14 protein-coding genes are annotated in these 19874 nt (G+C 67.6%); 7 read left to right on the forward strand and 7 right to left on the reverse strand.

Annotation, left to right across the window (positions count from 1 at the left end; all coding sequences use genetic code 11):
• Positions 1-104 precede the first annotated feature (104 nt).
• The 3 genes from glgX (at position 105) to NCCP691_RS16890 (ending at position 4428) form a co-directional block, all read left to right on the forward strand.
• The gene (gene glgX, locus NCCP691_RS16880; RefSeq protein WP_220809731.1) at positions 105-2345 is read left to right on the forward strand and encodes a glycogen debranching protein GlgX; all 2241 of its coding nucleotides are present in this window, start codon (positions 105-107) and stop codon (positions 2343-2345) included.
• 127 nt (positions 2346-2472) lie between these two features.
• Positions 2473-3690, forward strand: coding sequence for a GGDEF domain-containing protein (locus NCCP691_RS16885; protein WP_220809732.1), 1218 nt, complete (start codon positions 2473-2475; stop codon positions 3688-3690).
• A gap of 51 nt (positions 3691-3741) precedes the next feature.
• On the forward strand, positions 3742-4428 hold the full coding sequence (locus tag NCCP691_RS16890) for a glutamine amidotransferase (RefSeq protein ID WP_238482477.1): 687 nt from the start codon (positions 3742-3744) through the stop codon (positions 4426-4428).
• Here NCCP691_RS16890 and NCCP691_RS16895 read toward each other — a convergent pair.
• Positions 4425-5351, reverse strand: coding sequence for a LysR family transcriptional regulator (locus NCCP691_RS16895; protein WP_309295125.1), 927 nt, complete (start codon positions 5349-5351; stop codon positions 4425-4427). The genes NCCP691_RS16890 and NCCP691_RS16895 overlap by 4 nt on opposite strands.
• A gap of 96 nt (positions 5352-5447) precedes the next feature.
• On the opposite strand from NCCP691_RS16895, the gene NCCP691_RS16900 reads away from it, so the two are divergent.
• Complete coding sequence (locus NCCP691_RS16900) at positions 5448-6458, forward strand: zinc-binding alcohol dehydrogenase family protein (protein ID WP_220809734.1); 1011 nt, start codon at positions 5448-5450, stop codon at positions 6456-6458.
• Positions 6459-6512: 54 nt separating this feature from the next.
• Here NCCP691_RS16900 and NCCP691_RS16905 read toward each other — a convergent pair whose 3' ends face one another.
• The 6 genes from NCCP691_RS16905 to NCCP691_RS16930 all read right to left on the reverse strand — a co-directional run bounded on the left by NCCP691_RS16905 (position 6513) and on the right by NCCP691_RS16930 (position 15869).
• On the reverse strand, positions 6513-7889 hold the full coding sequence (locus NCCP691_RS16905; RefSeq protein ID WP_220809735.1) for an ABC transporter permease: 1377 nt from the start codon (positions 7887-7889) through the stop codon (positions 6513-6515).
• Positions 7886-9322: an ABC transporter permease gene (locus NCCP691_RS16910; protein ID WP_220809736.1), complete on the reverse strand. Its 1437-nt coding sequence runs from the start codon at positions 9320-9322 to the stop codon at positions 7886-7888. Before NCCP691_RS16910 ends, NCCP691_RS16905 begins: the two co-directional genes overlap by 4 nt.
• On the reverse strand, positions 9319-10056 hold the full coding sequence (locus NCCP691_RS16915; protein ID WP_220809737.1) for an ABC transporter ATP-binding protein: 738 nt from the start codon (positions 10054-10056) through the stop codon (positions 9319-9321). Before NCCP691_RS16915 ends, NCCP691_RS16910 begins: the two co-directional genes overlap by 4 nt.
• A 23-nt stretch (positions 10057-10079) precedes the next feature.
• Positions 10080-12245, reverse strand: a complete 2166-nt coding sequence (locus NCCP691_RS16920) for a TonB-dependent siderophore receptor (protein WP_220809738.1) — start codon at positions 12243-12245, stop codon at positions 10080-10082.
• 379 nt (positions 12246-12624) lie between these two features.
• A complete protein-coding gene (locus tag NCCP691_RS16925; RefSeq protein ID WP_220809739.1) occupies positions 12625-14946 on the reverse strand; it encodes a cytochrome P450/oxidoreductase in 2322 nt (773 codons plus the stop codon).
• Positions 14947-15062: 116 nt separating this feature from the next.
• Positions 15063-15869, reverse strand: a complete 807-nt coding sequence (locus NCCP691_RS16930; protein WP_220809740.1) for an IclR family transcriptional regulator — start codon at positions 15867-15869, stop codon at positions 15063-15065.
• 173 nt (positions 15870-16042) lie between these two features.
• Here NCCP691_RS16930 and NCCP691_RS16935 point away from each other — a divergent pair, with 173 nt between their 5' ends.
• The 3 genes from NCCP691_RS16935 to fahA are packed head-to-tail and all read left to right on the forward strand — an operon-like array spanning position 16043 to position 19712.
• On the forward strand, positions 16043-17014 hold the full coding sequence (locus NCCP691_RS16935) for a Bug family tripartite tricarboxylate transporter substrate binding protein (protein ID WP_220809741.1): 972 nt from the start codon (positions 16043-16045) through the stop codon (positions 17012-17014).
• 21 nt (positions 17015-17035) lie between these two features.
• Positions 17036-18361, forward strand: a complete 1326-nt coding sequence (gene hmgA, locus NCCP691_RS16940; RefSeq protein WP_220809742.1) for a homogentisate 1,2-dioxygenase — start codon at positions 17036-17038, stop codon at positions 18359-18361.
• A 34-nt stretch (positions 18362-18395) separates the two neighbouring features.
• Entirely contained in the window at positions 18396-19712 is a 1317-nt protein-coding gene (fahA, locus tag NCCP691_RS16945) for a fumarylacetoacetase (protein WP_220809743.1), read from the forward strand.
• Positions 19713-19874: the final 162 nt, after the last annotated feature.

Raw genomic sequence — 19874 nt, forward strand, 5'->3', positions numbered from 1 at the left:
CAGCCGATGATAGATCAGAAGCGAAGCATGAGGCGCGACAAGCGCCGGATTTATGCGCGCCGCATGCTGTCTCATGTCCGATCCAGTTCTTATCGAGAAAAATAATGACGCTTGCGCCTAAACAACCTCCCGTCTCCGCTCCCCAGGTATTGAAACCCTCTGTCATCCGCGAGGGCAGGCCCTTCCCGCTCGGGGCGACCTGGGACGGCCTGGGCGTCAACTTCGCGCTGTTCTCCGCCAACGCGACCAAGGTCGAACTCTGCCTGTTCGACATCGACGGCCGCACCGAACTCGAGCGCATCGAGCTGCCCGAATACACCGACGAAGTCTGGCACGGCTACCTGCCTGCCGCGCGTCCCGGCACCGTCTACGGCTACCGCGTGCACGGGCCGTACGAGCCCGACGCCGGCCACCGCTTCAATCCCAACAAGCTGCTGATCGACCCGTACGCCAGGCAGCTGGTCGGCGAAGTCATCTGGCGGCCGGAGGTTTTCGGCTACACGCTCGGCTCGCCGGACAAGGACCTGTCCTTCGACGAGCGGGACAGCGCGCCGTACGTGCCCAAGTGCAGGGTCATCGATCCCGCCTTCACCTGGGGCACCGAGCACCGGCCCCAGGTGTCCTGGGAAAACACCGTGTTCTACGAGATGCATGTGAAGGGTTTCACCGCGCTCAACGAGCGCATCCCGCCGGAGCAGCGCGGCACCTTCGCCGGCCTCGCCCATCCCGAGGTGGCGGCCTACCTGCGCGCGCTCGGCGTCACCACCGCCGAGCTGCTGCCCATCCATGCCTTCGTGCATGACAGCTATCTGACGGAGAAGGGCCTCAAGAACTACTGGGGCTACAACTCGATCGGCTTCTTCGCGCCGCATTCCGCCTACCTGCAGTCGCCGTTCACCAATGAATTCAAGGAGATGGTGAACCAGTTCCACGCGGCCGGCATCGAGATCATCCTCGACGTCGTCTACAACCACACCGCGGAAGGCAATGAACTCGGGCCGACGCTGTCGTTCAAGGGCATCGACAACGCGAGCTACTACCGGCTGCTGCCGGATCAGCAGCGCTTCTACATCAACGACACCGGCACCGGCAATACCGTGAACCTGTCGCATCCGCGCGTGCTGCAGATGGTGACCGACTCGCTGCGCTACTGGGTGCAGGAAATGCACGTGGACGGCTTCCGCTTCGACCTCGCCACGATACTCGCGCGCGAAACCTACGGCTTCGACGAAGGCGGCGGTTTTCTCGACTCCTGCCGCCAGGACCCGGTGCTCTCCAGCGTCAAGCTGGTGGCCGAGCCATGGGACGTCGGACCCGGCGGCTACCAGGTCGGGCAATTCCCGCCGGGCTGGGCGGAGTGGAACGACCGCTTCCGCGATACGGTGCGCGGCTTCTGGAAGGGCGATCCGGGCACGCTGTCGGATTTCGCCTCGCGCATATCCGGTTCCGCCGACCTGTTCAACAAGCGCGGCCGCCGTTCATGGGCGAGCGTCAATTTCATCTCCGCCCACGACGGCTTCACGCTCAACGACCTGGTTTCCTACAACGACAAGCACAACGAGGCCAACGGCGAAGAAAACCGCGACGGCCATTCCAACAACCACTCCTGGAACCACGGCGTCGAAGGGCCGAGCGACGATCCGGAGATCAAGGAACTGCGCGAAAGGCAGAAGCGCAACCTGATGGCGACGCTGATCCTGTCGCGCGGCACGCCGCTGATCCTGGCCGGCGACGAGTTCGGCAATACCCAGTACGGCAACAACAATGCCTACGCCCAGGACAACGAGATTTCCTGGCTGGAGTGGAACAAGATCTCGCGCGACGACCACCTGATGCTGGGTTTCACCCGCCGCCTGCTCGAAATCCGCAAGAGCTTCCCCATCCTCAACCGGGGGCGCTTCCTGTCGGGGAATTTCAACGAATACCTCGGTGTCAAGGATGTGACCTGGCTCACGCCCGACGGCAGTGAGATGGAGCAAGGCCACTGGGACGACAGCAACGCGCGCTGCTTCGGCATGCTGCTCGACGGCCGCGCGCAGGCGACCGGCATACGCAGGCTGGGTTCCGATGCGACGCTGCTGCTGGTGTTCAATGCGCACCACGACGTCGTCAGGTTCACCCTGCCTTCCGTACCCGAGGGCAGGCACTGGGTCGGGCTGATCGACACCAACGATCCCGAGCGCTCCGAGATGCCGCCGTTCGACTTCGGCCACTGCTATGAAGTCACCGGGCGTTCCCTGCTCGTGTTCGCGCTGGTCGGCGGTCATCGGCGGCAGTCCTGGTATCTGCGCGACACCGACGCATGGAACCGGCACATCGTGGACTGGGCCGGCGGTCCGGCCTAGTTGTTGGGCTGCAACCATACCGGCGGTTTTTCACGGGAATCGACTCCGCGGCTGCGCTTATCCGCTAACCTAGCGGCTGTCGTTATCACCATCCGCCGCCCGCCGGGACGGCGCCTGCTGTTGTCACATGGCCGTCCTCTATACCCTTCTCCTGCTCGTCACCTGCGCGCTGTCGGTCGTCATGCTGCTCGTCCTGTTCGCGCTCAGGCGCAGCAGGACGCCGGGGGTGCGCTGCTGGTTCGCCGCGAACGCCGCCGCCACGCTGGCGCTGCCGCTGTTCGCGGCGCGCGGCGTCGCGCCGGATTTCCTGTCGATCGAAGTCGCCAATTTCTTCATGCTCGGCGCCAGCGGGTTCATGCTGGCGGGGTACCGCCGCTGCTTCTCGCGCCCGGTCCCGCTCCGCATGCTGCTTGCCGGCGGTACGGCGACGCTGGCGCTCGTGGCCGGCTTTCATTACATCCTCGACTCGCTGCCGATGCGCATCGTCGCGGTCTCCGCATTCCACGGCGCCGTGTGCCTGGCGATCGGGCTGACGGTCGCCCGCGTGCCGCACTCGCGCACGCGCTATCCGTTCCGCTTCGCGGCCTGCGCCGCGTTTGCGCTCGCCTTCGGGCATTTCGTGCGCCTCGGGGTCTACGCGCTGCAGGCGCACGGCCACGATGGCTTTCTCGATCCGGGCCTGTGGAATCTCTCCTTCCTCGCTTTCGGCACGCTCGCGCTGCCCTTGCTGACCATCGGCGGCGTGATGATCGTGTATGAGGAACTGGTGGCGCGCGCCAACGAACTGGCCAACCGCGATTTCCTCACCAATGCCTGGTCGCGCCGCGCCTTCTTCGAGATCGCCGAGCGCGAGCGGAACCGTGCCCTGCGCGGCCATCCCGCGCTGTCGCTGATCGTGTTCGATGTCGATCATTTCAAGGCGGTCAACGACAGCCAGGGCCATGAGGCGGGCGACCGCGTGCTGGTCGGCATCGTGCACCAGGTGCAGTCCATCATCCGCAGCGTCGATTACTGCGCGCGACTGGGCGGGGAAGAGTTCGCCATCCTGCTGCCCGACGCCGACCGCGGCCAGGCGCGGGCGATCGCCGAGCGCATCCGCGCGTCGGTGATGGAGGCCTCGGCGACCGCCGGCATGCCGGGCTGCACGGTCAGTGCCGGCGTGGCGACCTGGCTCGGCAAGCCGGAGACCATGGTGGAGCTGCTGCGGCGGGCCGACGATGCGCTGTATGGGGCCAAGGAGCAGGGCAGGAACAGGGTCGTGTCGGCCGAAGAGATGGCGCCCGGCGAGCCCGCGGCGGCCCACGCCGCCGTCCCGCAGGCTGCCGTCTGCGCGCACGGCAGGTAAGAAAACGCCATTCATGGCACCATGGCGCCGCTCTCCACTCACCGCAGCGCAATGAAAGCAATCGTCGTATTCAAGATCGGCGACACCTTCGACCGTCTCGCCGCCCGCATCGGCGACTTCGAGGACTGGATCGTCGCCGGACTCGGCCCCCATCCGCTGCCCGTGCGGATCTGCGATCCGCGCGCCGGCGACGGGCTGCCGCCGCCGCACGAGGTCGCGGCTGCCGTCGTCAGCGGTTCCCATGCGATGGTGACCGACAGGGCGGCGTGGAGCGAGGCGCTCGCCGAATGGCTGCGCGCGGCGGTCGCGGCCCGGATACCGGTGCTCGGCATCTGCTACGGGCATCAGCTGCTTGCCCATGCGCTCGGCGGGGAAGTCGGCTATCACCCCGGGGGCATCGAGATCGGCACCGTCAGCGTGACACGCACGCCGCAGAGCGACGCGGACGCGCTGTTCGCGCGTCTGCCCGCGAGGTTCGCCGCCCAGGCCGCGCACAGCCAGAGCGTGCGGCGGCTGCCGCCCGGCGCCGTGCTCCTGGCCGGCAACGACTTCGAACCGCATCATGCCTTCCGCGTCGGCGACTGCGCCTGGGGCGTGCAGTTTCACCCCGAGTTCAGCCCCGAGGCCACCGCCGCCTATATCGCGCACTTCGGCAGGGAAGGCGACGCATCGGCCCTGCCGTCGGATGAAGCGGCCACCGTGCTCGCGAGCTTCGCCGCCGTCGCGCGCGATCGCTAGCGTCGCGGCCTGCCGCCGGCGATGCCGAACCGGCCGCAGCGTGCCAGCAGGAACTCGCGCAGCAGGCGCACCAGCGGCGATATCTGCCGCCGTCCCGCGACGACGAAATACAGCGGCACGTTGTCTCCTTCCCAGTCCTCGCACAGCGGCAGCAAGCGCCCCGCCGCGAGGTCGTCGAAGATGTCGGCGCGCGCGCGGTATGCGATGCCGTGGCCCTCGACCGCCCAGCGGCGCACCACCTCGGAGTCGTCGGCCACGCGGTTGCCGGCGACATGCACCTGGATATCGTTGCCGCCCTTCCGGAAGCGCCAGCGCTCGTACACCTCGCCGTCCAGCATGAAGCACAGGCAGTTGTGCTCGGCCAGCTGCGCCGGCGAGGCCGGCCTGCCATGCCGCGCGATGTAGGACGGCGCCGCACACAGCACCCGCGGGTTCGCGGTCAGCAGCGGAAAGGCGACCATGCCCGAGTCGGGCTGGTGTCCGTAGCGTATCGCGACGTCGACCGGTTCGCGGTACATGTCGGCGAGCCGGTCGGCCAGCTGCAGCCGCAGGCGCACGCCGGGCCATGCCGACTGGAATTCATCCAGCCAGGGCACGAACAGGTGGCGGCCGATGTCCGAGGGCATGGAGATCTGCAGCTGGCCCTCCAGCACGGCATGACCGGAGGCGATCTCTTCCTCCGCCGCGCGCAGGCTGTCGAGCAGCGGGCGCGCGCGTTCGAGCAGGCGTTCGCCGTCCAGGGTCAGACGCATGCTGCGCGTGGTGCGCAGGAACAGCGACGCCCGCAGGTCGCGCTCGAGCCGTTTCAGCGCCACGCTCGCCACCGCCGGCGACAGATCGAGCACGCGTGCCGCCGCCGACAGGCCGCCGTGCTCGGCGGCGGCGACGAAAACTTCCAGGTCCTGCAGATTCTTTATTTTCAATTTGTTTTTGAAAGTCATTCAATTCGGTGCCAGTTTATCAAACGGCACCCCGCCGGCAACAATGGCTGACCTTTACCGCATCCGCAAGGAGACAACATGAAAGCAGTGGCTTACCGCAAGAACCTTCCGATCGATCATCCCGACGCCCTGTCCGACGTCACGCTGCCCGACCCGGCGCCGGGCGGCCGCGACCTGCTGGTGGAGGTGCGCGCGGTCTCGGTCAACCCGGTGGACACCAAGGTGCGCAAGTCGACGCCCGCGCCCGAGGGCGAATGGAAGGTGCTCGGCTGGGACGCCGCCGGCGTGGTCCGCGCGGTCGGTCCCGAGGTCAGCCTGTTCAAGCCCGGCGACCGCGTCTGGTATGCCGGCTCGATCGCGCGTGCCGGCAGCAACAGTGAGCTGCAGCTGGTCGACGAGCGCATCGTCGGCAGGATGCCGGCTTCGCTCGGCTTCGCCGAGGCGGCGGCGCTGCCGCTCACCAGCCTGACGGCGTGGGAGATGCTGTTCGACCGCCTCGCCATCCCGCAGGGCGAGGCCGCGGCCGGCGACGCGCTGCTGGTCATCGGCGCCGCCGGCGGCGTCGGCTCGGTGATGGTGCAGCTCGCCCGCCGGCTCACCGGGCTCACCGTGATCGGCACCGCGTCCCGTCCCGAGTCGAGGGCATGGGTGGAGCAGTTCGGCGCCCATCATGTGATCGACCACGCCGCGCCGCTCGCCGCGCAACTCGGCAGCCTCGGCATCGCGCCGCGCTACGTGGTCAGCCTCACGCACACCGACCAGCATTTTCCGCAGATCGTGGAAGCGATCGCGCCGCAGGGCAAGTTCGGCCTGATCGACGACCCCGAGCCGATCGACGTGCGCCTGCTCAAGCGCAAGAGCGTGTCGCTGCACTGGGAGCTGATGTTCACCCGCGCGCTGTTCAACACCGCCGACATGGCGTCGCAGCACGCGATACTCGACCGGGTCGCCGCGCTGGTCGACGACGGCACGATCAAGACCACGGTGAACGAGCGCTTCGGCACGATCAGCGCGGACAACCTGCGGCGCGCGCACGCGATGCTGGAGTCGCACCAGGCGCGCGGCAAGATCGTCCTGGAAGGGTTCTGACGGCAGGCAGGCGAGGCGGGGACGCGGAGCGCGCCGCGTCTTCGGCCTCGCCGCTCAGCCCGCGCCCGCCGCGGTGCTTCCCGCCAGCGAGCGGACCGCCGCCGTGGCCGCCGCCAGCATGCACGCCAGCGCGAGCGACAACGCCAGCAACGCCTGCGCGTGCGGCCCTCCACCGGGCGCGCGCGGCTGATATTGCGGTAACTGCCGGAAATCGCGCTCTCCGAACCGCTTCTCGTTGAAGAAATAGGGGTAGAAGAAGTGGCGCAGCCGGCCGTGGTAACGGGCAATGCTCTCCTGATAGGCCAGTTGCGCAGGCAGGTCGGTATCGGCCAGCCTGTGCATGGCGACCTGCGCCGCGGCCGCAGGCAGCAGCCATCCCGCGCGTGCCGTCCACAGCTCGCGTTTCCTCAGGCTGTCGGTATAGGCGCTCACCAGCGGCTGTACCGCTTCGTCTCCCGCCTGGTGCATCGCGTAATACCATTTCCAGTGAAAGCGCACATTGACGGGCGGCGTATCCCGCCATTCGGGGTGCGAGCGGAAGAACTTTTCAAAGGTTGCGGACTTGGGCGCGTCCCATCCCTGGTGCACCTCCTGGCGCTGCGCCATCGCCAGTTCCACGCCCTTGCCCACCGGGATGAGCCGGTTGATGGCCGCGTTCGCCAGTGCAGGCAGCAGCAAGGTCAGGCAGACGAAGCAGGCCAGCGCCGTGGTGGCCGATGACGCGGAGGACCGTGCCCGCGCGCCGATCAGCATCAGCAGCGCCATCCAGAAGCCGGCGTACAGGCCGGCGATCAGGACGAGGCTGGCCGCTTCCATGACGCCGCTCTTCGTCAGCGCGACGCCGGCCAGCGGCGGCGCCAATAGCGGAATCAGCACCAGGATGTAGCGCAGGGACGCCCGCATGATCCATGGCCGGCCGCGAGCGGCGGGAAGCGACGACAGGAGACGCAGCCGGCCCGTCTCGCGTTCCGAGCTTACCCAGTCGTGCATCAGAACGATGATGAACAGCGGCGCCAGGTACACCAGCACGAAAGCGAAGTCGAAACGTCCCGGCAGCGCCAGTTCCGGGTTCAGCGTTTCCGACTCATAGAGTTGCGACTGCAGGCCGAGCATCCGCACCCGTACCGCCGCAGGCAGCAGGTCGCGCTGGCCCCAGGCGAGAAAGGCGGCCGCGGGCGGCGGATCCGAGGTGAGATGAAACGCGTAATAGGCGAAGTATCCGGCTTCGCAATCGTTGCCATGGCGCGCCCTGACCGCGGCCAGGTCCTCGTAATGGACCGCCGCCGTGCGTGCGAGCGCCTCCCGCTGAGCATCCGCCGCGCGCATTCCGCTCCAGACGGAGAGTGCGGACAGCACGAACAGCGACACGAGAGCGAGCGCCGACAGCCGGGAGTGCGCGACCATGCGCCACTCAAGCAATAATCTGCTCATGCCCGCACCCTCCCCATGCGCCATGCCACCAGCGGCAGAAACGGAACCAGCAGAAACAGCCAGAGCACCATCGCGGACAGCGCCGGCAGGGCATGCAGACGTACCGCTTCGGCCGTGTCACGCGGCGGGAAGGAAAAGCGCGGGAGCGACTGCCAGTGGGTCTGGCTGATGCGCTGGTCGCGGTCGTTCTCGAAACGGACATGGCGCGCATGAAGCTCGTTGAGCGCCTGTATCAGGTTGAACCGATACTTTTCAGCCTCGATCAGAAAACGCTCATGCGTCTGCCGGTCGGTGCCGGCGAGCGACATCGAGAGGCGGCGCAGCGCAAGAAACGGGCTGGCGACGGCGAAGGCGTCGACGAATCGGCTTTGGGCCTCCTGCATGCGGAAAAGCTCGCGCGTGTGACGGTCGAACAGCTCGCTCGTCAGCCGCTCCCCCTCCTTGAGCAGCAGGCCGCCGTAATTCACCGGAAGGTCCTCGATCTTCTGCACGCCATACTGGGCGAGTATCTTCTGGCGGTATCCGCTGAAGTACGGGTCATTCGGGTCATGGCTGTCGCCGATCTGCGCGAGCGCCTTATGGATGGCGACGTCGATTTCGATCCGGGTGGGCAGCTCGACGCGCGCGCTGGCCAGATCCGGCAGCAGGCGCGGCAGGACGATGACGACGGCCGCCCAGAGGGCAAGCAGACACAGCAGGGCATCCCGCGCCCTGGACACGGCACCGGACATGCACACCGCGATCGCCGCCCACAGCAGCAGGTAAAGCGCGTAGCCGGTCATCATCAGGAGGGCTTCGATGCGCTGCCCGGGCGCCAGCACGGCGACGGCCGCCAGTGCAAGAAGAGCCGGCGATGCGATCAGCAGCGCCAGCGCGCCGTGTCCGGCAAGCTTTCCGTACAAAATCCGCGCGGGCGACACGCCCTGCGCCAGCAGCAGGCGCAGGCTGCCCCGCTCCCGCTCCCGCGAAATGCAGCCGAATGCCAGGAAGACGATCAGCAGCGGCAGCAGGGTCTGCAGCACGAATGCGGGCGTGGGCAGGCCGAACCGCAACAGCACCGAGGACTGGCGGGCGTCGCTGAAGTTGGCGGTGTTCTGCCGGTGTCCTTCCAGGTACAGCATGTGGCCGGTGAAGGCATCGATACCGCTGTCGAAGAACGCAAGCGGCGTCAGCGGCCGGAAGACATAATGCCCGTAGTGGACCACGCGGTGTGGATGTCTGTCGGGCTGGGCATGCCACTGCGCGTCGGCAGCCGACTGATAGCGTTCCCGGTCGCCCTCCACGCTGCGCCGGTGCTCGTAGCCGACGAGGGTTGCGGTCGCCGCCAGCAGCAGGCCAAGGATCAGCGCGACCAGCGTTACCCGCTGACGCCACATCGCGCGCAATTCCTCCCGCGCGATGCGCGCCACGCTGGAGCCGAAGGTGGCGCTCATCGCTGTGCGCTCCATCCCGCGTACCGGCGGTACAGGGCATCGACATCGAATCGCTCCGGCCCGGCCGCGGCGAATTCATCCACGATCCTGCCTTCGGAGAGAAAGCCGATCCGGTCCGCGACCTGGGCCGCGCCGAGAAGATCGTGGGTGACCATGAAGACCGTCTTTCCCTCGCCGCGCAGATCGGTCAGAAGGCGGTTGAGTTCGCCGTTGGCGCGGGGATCGAGACCGGTATCGGGTTCATCGAGCAGCAGGACCGGGGCGGATCGCGCCAGGGCCAGGGCGATCGCCACCTTCTGCCGCATGCCCTTGGAATAGCCGGCGAGACGCCGCCCCCAGGACGACGGTTCGAGGCCGGCGGCCGAAAGCGCTGCGTCTATCGTCTCCCCACGCGCGAGCCCGGGATCGATGAGGCCGAGAAAATAGCGAAGGTTCTCCCTCGCCGTCAGATGCTCGTAGAGGACCACGTTCTCCGGCACATAGGCGAGCCGCGCGCGCGCGGCGAGCGGATCGGCCGCGACATCGATGCCGCAGACCCCGATCCTGCCCGAGCGCGGCGGCAGGAGACCGAGAAACGCGTTGAGGGTGGTCGACTTGCCCGCGCCATTGCCGCCGAGGAGCGCGTAGATCTCCCCCGCGGCGACGCGCAGGTTCAGTCCGCGCAACACCGGCTGCCTGCCGTACCCGGCGCTGAGGTCGAGCGCTTCCAGCGCGACGCCATCATTTCCATTCATGTTCTTTCCCTATCGCGTTGGACTTAGAACTTCGCCTGCAGGCCGAGCACGACGGTGCGCGGCGCGCCGGGCGTGACCCAGGTGCGCTGGTACGAGCTGGCGTACCATGTCCGGTCGAACAGGTTGTCGACGTCGAGCGACAGCCGCAACGCCGGGGTGATGCGCCAGTAGGCGGCAAGCCTTGCGGTCGTGTGCGACGGCAGTTCGAATGCATCTTCTCCGCTGCCAGCCTGTGCCCGTGTGCGCGCCTCTCCCAGGCGGCGCCCGCTGTAGGCCAGTCCTCCGCCGATTCCGTAACGACCGCCGCCGGCGAGGGCGTCCTCGTACATCAGGAGCAGGCTGCCGCTGAGCTTCGGCACGTTGAGCAGGCGGGCGCCGACCTCGAGCAGGTTGTCGCGTTTCACTTCCGCCTCGATGTACGCGAGGCTCGCGCTGAGGCGCCAGTTCGCCGACAGCTGGCCCGACACGTCAAGGTCGAACCCGCGACTGCGCACTTCTCCGGCTGCAATCGAAAAGCCGGTGTTGAAGGGATCGGAGGTCAGCACGTTGCGCTTGGTGATGTTGAACAAGGCCAGGCTGGCGCCGAGGCTGCGCACCGCGTCTTCCCATTTCGCCCCGACCTCGGTCGCGGTGCCGGACTCGGGATCGAATGCGCCCCCTGCGGCGTCAGCGCCACTGTTGGGCCGGAAGGACTTGCCGGCATTGGCGAACAGTGTCCACCGAGGGGTGGCGAGATAGCTGACGCCGACGCGCGGGGAGGTCGCGTTCGGGCTTTGACGGGTGCGCGTGCCCGTCCTGCGGTTGAGGACGGTCTGCTCGTTGCGGTCGAAGCGCAGGCCGCCGAGCAGCCGCCACTTCTCGCCAAGATGTACGGTGTCCTGCAGGTAGAAGGCCAGGTTTTCCTGATCTTCCGCGGTATCCGTGCTGGGCAGCAGCGCCGGCCGGGGCTGGCCATATACCGGATTGAAGATGTCGATCGCGTATGGCGCGCTGCCGCTCGGATTCGCCCGCAGCATCCGCTGGTTGAGGTCGAGCCGCCAGGCCTCGAACCCGGCGAGCACTTCATGTTCAAGACCGCCCGCGCTCAGCCGGCCCAGCAGTTCTGCCTGCACGCCGATGTCGTCCGATTCGAAGTCGCGATAGCGGCGCTGGCGGCGCAGCGTCCGCTGATCCGGTTGCAGGGCGGGTTGCGGCTCGGTCGAGTAGCCTTCGAGCGTGCCGTTCTTGTAGGAGATGCCCATGCGTCCGAGCCAGGCCGCATTCAGTGCATGTTCGAGAATCAGCTGGTGTGTCTGGTTTTCGACCCGGACGTCGCCGTCGGACGGCTCTCCCAGGAAGCGCTCGCGCGGGACCGCGCCGAGCCGGTTGCCGACTGCAACGACGCCGCGGTCGAGCGGCGTGCGGTGGCGCAGGATCTCGGCCGCATAGTCGAGCCTGGTGGCCGGCGCAAGCTTCCAGGTGATGGCCGGGGCGATCAAACTGCGCCGCGTGTCGACATGGTCGCGAAAGCCGCCGCGGTCCTCGAGCGCCAGGTTCAGGCGGTACGCCACGCGCTCGCCCAGCGGGCCGCCGGTATCGAGCGCGGTGCGATAGAAATCGTGGCTGCCGGCGTAGGCTTCGACCGCGTGCGCGGCCTTCCACAGCGGCTTCCTAGTGACCACATTGACCGTCCCACCCGGCTCGCTCGCGCCGTAGAGGGCGGCCGACGGCCCCTTCAGGAACTCGATGCGCTCGATGTTGGCCGTGTCGCGCGGCGCGTTGTAGCCTCGGTTGGCGGTGAAGCCGTTGAGCAGCATCGGCATGCCGAGGTTGGGATCGCCGGCGAGGCCGCGGATGGAGAGGTTGTCCCACAGGCCGCCGAAGTTGTTCTGCGCGGAGACGCCACCGACGTAGGCGAAGGTCTGGTCTAGGCGCGAGGCGCCGAGGTCCTGCAGGGTTTCCCGTCCCATGACTCTCACCGCCTGGGGCAGTTCGCGCAACGGCAGGTCGGTCTTCGCGCCGGACACCTCGCTGCGGTGATAGCTGTTGCCCACGCTGCCGCCGAGAACTTCCACGGTCGGAAGAACGGTTTCCGGCGCCGCGTGGGCCGCATCAGACGCCGCCTGTGGCTGGGCGTGGGCCGGCAGGCTCAGGGAGGCGAGCAGGGCCGCGAAGACGTGCGGCGCACGTCTCTGTTCTTTTTTTTGCATGGCTTTGAGCGGAAGTGGATCGGCCGGACGGACCGGCATCCCCGTGGCGGCGGCTGGGGGTGCTATTTGCAACCGTGTTGCAACTTAATCTTAAGGCAAGGCCGTTTTTTTTGCAACAGAGTTGCACAAAGGCTGTGATGAGCGCCGCGGAAAGATGGAATGGCCGGCAGCGGGCGCCGTTCATGTGACGGCGATTTCTGCGCAGAGGACTGCGCGGGCCGGGAGGCGCTCGTGGCGGACCGCGATCGATGCGGGCGGGTTTGGCGAGCGGGTGCTGCTCCGGCTGCCGGGCGCGCGTCAGCAGGGTGAGGGATAGCCGGGGAGGTCGGCGCGCCTCGATAATGAGAGCGGGCGGACCTCCGCGCGGAAGTGAGGGGTCCTACAACTCCAGCACCAGTCTCCCGCATGCCGCGCGCGAGCAGCACGCCATCATCTTGTTGTTGGCGTCGCGCTCGGCGCGGGTGAGCACGACGTCGCGGTGGTCGATCCGGCCCGCCAGCACCCGCACCTCGCAGGAGCCGCACAAGCCTTCGCCGCAGTCGCTCTGGACGTCGATGTTGGCGCCGCGCAGGGCGGCGAGCAGCGTCTGGTCGGGCGGTACCTGGACGACGATGCCGGAGTCCTTCAGTTCCACTTCGAAGGCCCGCTCCTTCGCCGGGTCGAGGCTGCCCCGCGTCGCATGGAAGTGCTCGATGCGCAATGCATCCTCGGGCCAGGCGGCGCAGCAGTGCTCCAGCGCCTCGAGCAGGCGCGTCGGGCCGCAGGCATAGATGCGGGTGCCGTCCGCCGGCGAGGCCAGCAGGGCGGCATAGTCGGCGCGCCTGCCTTCGTCGCCGGCGTAGATCCGGAGCCGGTCGCCGTGCAGCGCCGACAGTTCGTCGAGACAGGCCATGCTGCGGCGCGAGCGCCCGCTGTAATGCAGTTCATAGTCGATGCCCAGCGCCCTGGCGCGCCGCGCCATCGCGATGATGGGCGTGATGCCGATGCCGCCGGCGATGAAGATCGCGCGGCGCGCGCTCTCGTCGAAGCGAAAATGGTTGCGCGGTCCGCGTATCTTCAGCCGGTCGCCCGGCCTGACGTTGTCATGGATCCAGCCCGACCCGCCGCGGCTGTGCGGATCGCGCAGCACCGCGATCTCCAGCGTCTGCGCATCGTCCGGGTCGCCGCACAGCGAGTACTGCCGCGAGACATCCGGATGCCCGCACTCGACGTCGATGTGCGCCCCGGGCATCCAGCGCGGCAGCGCGCGCCCGTCGGGCGACTTCAGGCGCAGCCGCAGGATGTCGTCGGTGAGCCGCGTGACGCTCTCGACGACGACGCTGCGGCTCGCCGCATGGGCCGAGGGCTCGCCGATGCGAACCGGCAAAGCGTGCGCCAGCAGCGCCCGGTTCCTTCGCTCCGGATTCTGTAGCGGATCCCATTCCACCCACAGGTGCTCCGGGCCGCGGAAGGAGGTGTTGGGAAGATAGGTGAAGGTCTGCTCGCACAGCCGCATGTGCGGCAGCCGCCGGCTCAGTTCCTCCAGGAAGATCTGCATCTCCATGCGGGCCAGATTCTTGCCCATGCACTGGTGGGAACCGTAGCCGAAGGTCAGGTGGTCGCTGGAATTGTCGCGGCGGATGTCGAGCGCATCCGCATCCTCGAAATGGCGCTGGTCGTGATTGGCCGACGCCATCACCATGAGCAGCTTCGAGCCGGCCGGTATGTCGATGCCGCCGATCTTCACATCGCGTGTCACCAGGCGCCGCCATGCCGGCACCGAGCCGTTGTGGCGCAGGCATTCCTCCACCGCGTTCGGAATCAGGGACGGATCTTCGCAGATCTCGCGCCAGGCGCTCGGATGCTGCAGCAGCAGCTTGAGTGCATTGGCGGTGGCGTTGGCGGTGGTCTCGTGGGCGGCGACGATCCCGGCCATCATCATGGAATGCAGATAGGAGTCGGTCACCACCTCCGGATAGTCCGCCTGCTTGCGGATGCCGTACTTCATCCATCCCGGGCCGCTCGGATCCTTGCGCATCTTGTCGAGGATCTTGCCGGCGAGCTGCCAGAAATTGCCGACCGCGTGCGCGACCCTGACCTGTTCCTCCGGCTTCGGACGTCCCCAGGTATTGACGGTGTGCGCGATCGAATACTGGCGCAGCAGGTCCATGTCCTCTTCCGGGATGCCGAGGAAATGCAGCGCCACCGTGAGCGGCACTTCCCACAGCATCTGATCCACCAGGTCGGCGCGGCCATCGTCGATGAAGCGGTCGACATACTCGCGTGCCAGGCGTCGCACCATCGGCTCGTGATGCCTGAGCGCCTCCGGCGTGAACGGCTCCATCAGCACCCTGCGGCGCGCCATGTGCGCCGGCTCGTCCTCGTTGACCAGCGTGCGGTTCATCGCATAGCTGTACGAGGCCAGCACCGCGTTGGCCTCATCGCTGGTGGGGATGATTTTTTCGAGTGCGATCGAGGGACTGAAGGTGATGTTGTCGCGGAACACCGCCTTGATGTCGTCGTAGCGCGTGATGACCCAGTAGCCGAGCTTCGGGCTGAAGAATACCGGCTCTTCCTCGCGCGCCCAGCGCACGTATTCCGGCGGATCCTGCTGGTAGGCGTCCTCGAAGGGATCGAATGCCGCCGCGCGGGGGCTGACCGGGCATGCTCCGGCCTTCAGGGCCGCGTGGTCGATGGGACAGGAAGTGGCGGGCGTCTTCATGGTGCGGTTTCCGGAGATGGGTGTCGACGGGAACGAGGGAATCAGTTCTGCGTAATCATACTCCGTTATGCGTAATCCGGAAGACGTGCCGGACCGCAGTAATGGACGGAAAAGAATCAGGGTTTGACACGCGCGCCGAGGGCGGCGCTGATGTCGGCCGCTTCGCGCCTGACGAGACTCGCGATCCTGCCTGTCGGATCGGTATCGAAGCCGCCGGTGGCGCCGAGCGCGGTCAGCACCGCGCATACGCGTCCGGTGTAATCGAAGATCGGCGCCGCCACCGCGCTGATGCCGGGCAGGAGGGTATCCCTGATCGCCGCGCAGCCCTGCTCGCGCACCTCCTTGCGCAGCCGCTCGATCGGGTTCCTGCCCGACAGCGACGCCCGCTGCTCCTTGCCGGCGCGCGCCAGTTCCTCGTCCGCCTGCGCCCGCACGTGGGCATCGTCGAGGTGGCCGAGAAACGCCCGGCCGGTGGCCGACCAGAGCAGCGGCAGCACCGATCCGGCGCGTGCATTGATGGTGACCGGCAATCCGGGTTCTTCGATGCGCAATATGGTCGGCCCCTTGTTGCCCATGACGGAGATGAAGCAGGTCACTTCCAGCTGCTCGCGCAGCCGCATCAGCGATGCCTCGCCCAGGCGTATCGGATCGCACTGCTTCAGCGCCGCGAGGCCGATCTGTATCGCTTCCCGTCCGAGGTAATAGTGCTGGGTGGCGGGGTCCTGCGCGACCAGGCCCTCCTGGGCCAGGCTCGCCATGTAGCGGTGCACCTTGGCGGTGCTTTCGCCGACCTCCGCCGCCACCGCGGTCAGGCTGGCGGAACCGCCGAGCCGGCCGAGCGCCTTGAGTATGCCCATGCCCATCTCCGCCGACTGCACCCGCTGGCGCCGCTCCATCGATCGCTGTTCCACCGTCTGTTTCATTGCTTGCGCTGCCTGTTGAACAAGAACATTACTCTGGCGCCGCCGGCGCGCGCCGTCAACGGCCGCGCTTCCGGCGCCCTTGACTGAGATCAAGGCGAGCTTGTTAATTTTACGCTGTGCGTAGTAGGATTACGCAAAATTAGAACACGCACCAATTCAACGAGGAGCACTCCATGAAAAGACTGATCGCGGCCTGCATGCTGGCGCTGCCGGTACTCGCGGCTTCCGCCCCGGCGATGGCGCAATCCTATCCGTCCAGGCCGATCCGCTGGCTGGTGCCGTATCCGCCGGGCGGCGGCTCCGACTTCCTGGCGCGGACGGTCGGCCAGCAGCTGTCCGAGCAGGTCAAACAACCGGTCATCATCGAGAACAAGGCGGGCGGCAATACCGCGATCGCGGCCGCCGAGACCGCGCGCTCCCCCGGGGACGGCTACACCATCCTCAACGCGGACAACGGCACCATGGTGTTCAACACCGCCCTGTATTCAAAGCTGGTCTACAACGCGGAGAAGGACCTCGCGCCGGTGACCCTGGTCGGGCGCTTCCCGATGATCCTGGTGGTCGGCCCCGGCTCCGAAGCCAAGGACGCCAGGGATTTCATCGCCCGCGCCAAGGCCAGGCCGGGCAGCGTCAACTACGGTTCGGCCGGCGCCGGCAGCCCGCATCACCTGGCGATGGAGCTGCTCGAGGTGAGCGCCGGACTGGACATGGTGCACGTCGCCTATCGCGGCGCCGCGCCCTCGCTGGCCGACGTCGCCGGCGGACAGATCCCGGCGATGATGGTCGACCTCGCCGCCGGTGCCGCCTTCATCAAGAACAACCGCGTGCGTCCGCTGGCGGTCGCCAACGCGACGCGTCTGCCGCAGCTGCCCGACGTGCCGACCTTCGCCGAACTCGGCTTCAGGGATGTCGAGGCGGCGGCGCTGGTGGGCGTGGTGGCGCCGGCCGCGACGCCGCCCGAGGTGGTCAATACCCTGTACAAGCAGATCTCCGCCGCGATCGCCCAGCCGTCGGTGCGCCAGCGTCTCGTCGACTTCGGCGTCGAGCCGGTGGGCAGCACGCCGCAGCAGTATGCCGAGCTGCTGACCCGCGAGCGGGAACGCTGGCACAAGCTGATCCGCGACCAGAAGATTACGCTGGACTGAGTGCATTGTCGGAGCGATGAAATGAACGTGAAGGACCGCGACGAGCAGGGTGGCCTGCGCTATCAATCGGGCTTCGGCAACGAGTTCGCCACCGAGGCGCTGCCCGGCGCGCTGCCGGTCGGCCGCAACTCGCCGCAGCGCGCGCCCTACGGCCTCTACGCCGAACAGTTTTCCGGCACCGCCTTCACCGCGCCGCGCAGCCACAACCGCCGCTCCTGGCTGTACCGGATCAGGCCGGCGGCGGTGCACATGCCGTTCCGCCTGCTCGACAGTCCGCGCATCGTCGGCGACTTCGCCGCCGTGCCGCCCACACCGCCCAACCAGCTGCGCTGGGATCCCCTGCCGGTGCCGGAGGCGCCCACCGACTTCATCGACGGCTGGGTCACCATGGCGGGCAACGGCTCGGCCGAGGCGATGTCCGGCTGCGCGATCCACATGTACGCGGCCAACCGGGCCATGGACGGGCGCTATTTCTACACCGCCGACGGCGAACTGCTGATCGTGCCGCAGCAGGGGCGCCTGCACATCGCCACCGAGCTGGGCCGGATCGAGATCGCGCCGCAGGAAATCGCGATCGTGCCGCGCGGATGCCGCTTCAGCGTATCCCTGCCCGACGGGACCGCGCGCGGCTATATCTGCGAAAACTTCGGCGCGCTGCTGCGCCTGCCCGACCTGGGTCCCATCGGCTCCAATGGCCTGGCCAACCCGCGCGACTTCGAAACCCCGCATGCGTGGTACGAAGACCGGGAAGGGGATTTCGAACTGGTCGCCAAGTTCCATGGCCGGCTGTGGTCGGCGCGCATCGGCCATTCGCCGCTGGACGTCGTCGCCTGGCACGGCAATTACGCGCCATGCAAGTACGACCTGCGGCGCTTCAATACCATCGGTTCGATCAGCTACGATCATCCCGATCCGTCGATCTTCCTGGTGCTGCAGTCGCCGAGCGACACGCCCGGGGTCGACACCATCGATTTCGTGATTTTCCCGCCGCGCTGGCTCGCCGCCGAAGACACCTTCCGCCCGCCCTGGTTCCACCGCAACGTGGCCAGCGAGTTCATGGGACTGATACACGGCGAGTACGACGCCAAGGCCGAGGGCTTCGTCCCCGGCGGCGCCAGCCTGCACAACTGCATGTCCGGCCACGGACCGGATGCCGCGACCTTCGACAAGGCGTCGAACGCCGACACCAGCAAGCCGAACAAGGTCGGCGACACCATGGCCTTCATGTTCGAGACGAAGACCGCGATCAGGCCGACGCAGTTCGCGCTCGAGACATCGCAGCTGCAGAGCGAGTATTTCCAGTGCTGGCAGACGATCAGGAAGCATTTTTCTCCGACGCGCAAATGAGCGCGGCTCCGAACAGGAAGGATAAGCAAGTCCGATGATCACCCTGAATGAAACCCACGATCCCGCGCTGCGCAGCTGGGTCGCATCCGCCAATGCCCGGGACTGCGACTTCCCGATCCAGAATCTGCCTTTCGCGGTCTTCCGCCGTCGTGGCGGCGGCGAAGCCTTCCGCGGCGGCGTGGCCATCGGCGACCAGATCCTCGACATGGCGGCGGCGGCCGCGACCGGGGTCTTCAGCGGCGAGGCGGAGGACGCCGCGAGCGCCGCGGGGCAGGACAAGCTCAATGCCCTGATGGCGCTGGGCGAACCGGCCTGGCGCGCATTGCGCCTGAGCCTGTCGCGGGCTTTGCGCGAAGGGGCCGCGGAACAGTCGCGACTGCAGTCCTGCCTGGTGCCGCAGGCCGAGGCCGAATACGACGTACCCGCGCGCATCGGCGACTACACCGACTTCTATACCTCCGTCCATCACGCCACCAACATCGGCAAGCAGTTCCGGCCCGACAATCCGCTCCTGCCCAACTACAAATGGGTGCCGATCGGCTACCACGGGCGTGCGTCGAGCATCGTCGTCTCCGGGCACGCCTTCCGCCGTCCGAGCGGACAGACCATGCCGCCGGGCGCGGACAAGCCCGGGTTCGGCCCGAGCAAGCGGCTGGACATCGAACTCGAGCTCGGCATCTTCATCGGCCGGGGCAATGCGCTGGGGGAGGCGGTACCGATCGGCGAGGCCGAGTCCCATGTGTTCGGCATCTGCCTGCTCAACGACTGGTCGGCGCGCGATATCCAGGGCTGGGAATACCAGCCGCTCGGTCCCTTCCTTTCCAAGAACTTCGCCACCACCGTCTCGCCCTGGATCGTGGCGCTGGAAGCGCTGGCTCCCTATCGCCTGCCGTTCAGCCGCGCGGCCGGCGATCCGCAGCCGCTTCCCTACCTCGACTCGGAACAGAACCGGGCCGCCGGCGCTTTCGACATCGAGCTGGAAGTGGGTCTGCGCACCGCCGCCATGCAGCAGGCCGGGCAGCGCGAGGCCAGCATCTGCCGCACCAACTATCGGCACGCCTACTGGACGGTCGCGCAGATGGTGGCGCACCACACCGTGAACGGCTGCAATCTGCAGGCGGGCGACCTGTTCGGCAGCGGCACGCTTTCCGGGCCGACGCTGGACCAGGCGGGCGCCCTGGTCGAACTGACCGCGGGCGGAAAAACGCCGCTGCAATTGCCGAACGGCGAAACCCGCGCATTCCTCGAAGACGGCGACTCCGTCGTGCTGCGCGCCTGGTGCGAAAAGCCGGGCGCGAGCCGGATCGGGTTCGGCGAATGCTGGGGGACGGTGCTGCCGGCACGCGCCTGAATCCGTAGCACGTTCAGACTTTCCCCTCCCGGCGCGGCCCTGTTCCCGGCGCACGATGCCACACGGCGACCCGGCCCGCCGTCTCATGCCTGCCATGCAGCGCGTTCGCGCGCGCACGCTCACCGTTCGTGTTCGGCGGTGAGCGAACTCAGCCCGCCGTAA

The organism is Noviherbaspirillum aridicola (genome assembly GCF_019656455.1).
GTDB lineage: Bacteria > Pseudomonadota > Gammaproteobacteria > Burkholderiales > Burkholderiaceae_D > Noviherbaspirillum > Noviherbaspirillum aridicola.

What these genes read in the sequence shown, in the direction of transcription:
- NCCP691_RS16890 (WP_238482477.1), top strand. Translation starts at nt 3,742, where the DNA reads ATGAAAGCAATCGTCGTATTCAAGATCGGCGACACCTTCGACCGTCTC.
- NCCP691_RS16905 (WP_220809735.1), bottom strand. Translation starts at nt 7,889, where the DNA reads ATGAGCAGATTATTGCTTGAGTGGCGCATGGTCGCGCACTCCCGGCTG.
- fahA (WP_220809743.1), top strand. Translation starts at nt 18,396, where the DNA reads ATGATCACCCTGAATGAAACCCACGATCCCGCGCTGCGCAGCTGGGTC.
- hmgA (WP_220809742.1), top strand. Translation starts at nt 17,036, where the DNA reads ATGAACGTGAAGGACCGCGACGAGCAGGGTGGCCTGCGCTATCAATCG.
- NCCP691_RS16935 (WP_220809741.1), top strand. Translation starts at nt 16,043, where the DNA reads ATGAAAAGACTGATCGCGGCCTGCATGCTGGCGCTGCCGGTACTCGCG.
- NCCP691_RS16910 (WP_220809736.1), bottom strand. Translation starts at nt 9,322, where the DNA reads ATGAGCGCCACCTTCGGCTCCAGCGTGGCGCGCATCGCGCGGGAGGAA.
- NCCP691_RS16915 (WP_220809737.1), bottom strand. Translation starts at nt 10,056, where the DNA reads ATGAATGGAAATGATGGCGTCGCGCTGGAAGCGCTCGACCTCAGCGCC.
- NCCP691_RS16885 (WP_220809732.1), top strand. Translation starts at nt 2,473, where the DNA reads ATGGCCGTCCTCTATACCCTTCTCCTGCTCGTCACCTGCGCGCTGTCG.
- glgX (WP_220809731.1), top strand. Translation starts at nt 105, where the DNA reads ATGACGCTTGCGCCTAAACAACCTCCCGTCTCCGCTCCCCAGGTATTG.
- NCCP691_RS16925 (WP_220809739.1), bottom strand. Translation starts at nt 14,946, where the DNA reads ATGAAGACGCCCGCCACTTCCTGTCCCATCGACCACGCGGCCCTGAAG.
- NCCP691_RS16900 (WP_220809734.1), top strand. Translation starts at nt 5,448, where the DNA reads ATGAAAGCAGTGGCTTACCGCAAGAACCTTCCGATCGATCATCCCGAC.
- NCCP691_RS16920 (WP_220809738.1), bottom strand. Translation starts at nt 12,245, where the DNA reads ATGCAAAAAAAAGAACAGAGACGTGCGCCGCACGTCTTCGCGGCCCTG.
- NCCP691_RS16930 (WP_220809740.1), bottom strand. Translation starts at nt 15,869, where the DNA reads ATGAAACAGACGGTGGAACAGCGATCGATGGAGCGGCGCCAGCGGGTG.